This is a genomic window from Mesorhizobium sp. M7A.F.Ca.CA.002.15.2.1 (assembly GCF_003998715.1).
Lineage (GTDB): Bacteria > Pseudomonadota > Alphaproteobacteria > Rhizobiales > Rhizobiaceae > Mesorhizobium > Mesorhizobium ciceri.
In genome coordinates, this window is sequence record NZ_RZPI01001157.1 from 1 (window position 1) to 786 (window position 786).

A 786-nucleotide genomic window follows, 5' to 3' on the forward strand; every position below is an offset into this window, starting at 1 on the left:
GCCGACGAGATCGCGAAACAGCGGCAGCGTCGTCTTGATACCGTCGACGACGAACTCGTCCAGGGCGCGGCGCAGGCGCATCATGCACTCGACGCGGTTACGCCCATGTACAATCAGCTTGCCGATCAGGCTGTCGTAATAGGGCGGGATCTTGTAGCCGGAATAGACGCCGGAATCGACGCGGATGCCCAGACCACCCGGTGTGTGGAAATGGGTGATCGTACCGGGCGAGGGGGTGAAGGTGCGTGGGTCCTCGGCGTTGATGCGGCATTCGATGGCGTGGCCGTTGAACTTGATGTCCTCCTGCTTCACCGAGAGGCCGCCGCCGGAAGCGACGCGGATCTGCTCATGCACGAGATCGATGCCGGTGATCGCTTCCGTCACCGGATGCTCGACCTGCAGGCGCGTGTTCATCTCGATGAAATAGAACTCGCCATTTTCGTAGAGGAACTCGATCGTGCCGGCGCCGGAATAGCCGAGGTCGGCGATCGCCTTGGCGCAGATGCCGCCGATACGGGCGCGCTCTTCGGCATTGAGGGCCGGCGAGGGCGCCTCTTCCCAGACTTTCTGGTGGCGGCGCTGCAAGGAACAGTCGCGCTCGCCGAAATGCACGCCGCGGCCAAAGCCGTCGCCGAACACCTGCACCTCGATATGGCGCGGCTTTTCCAGGTATTTCTCGATGTAGACCGCATCGTCGCCGAAGGCCGCACCGGCTTCCGTGCTCGCCGTTTGCAAGGCGACCTCAAGGTCGGCCTCGGTAAGCGCTACCTTCATACCGCGCCCGCC

At 63.5% G+C, this 786-nt stretch carries 1 pseudogene; it reads right to left on the reverse strand.

The window, feature by feature from the left end:
• A pseudogene (locus tag ENZ74_RS33345) lies at window positions 1-786 on the reverse strand (acetyl-CoA carboxylase biotin carboxylase subunit); the annotation flags it as partial.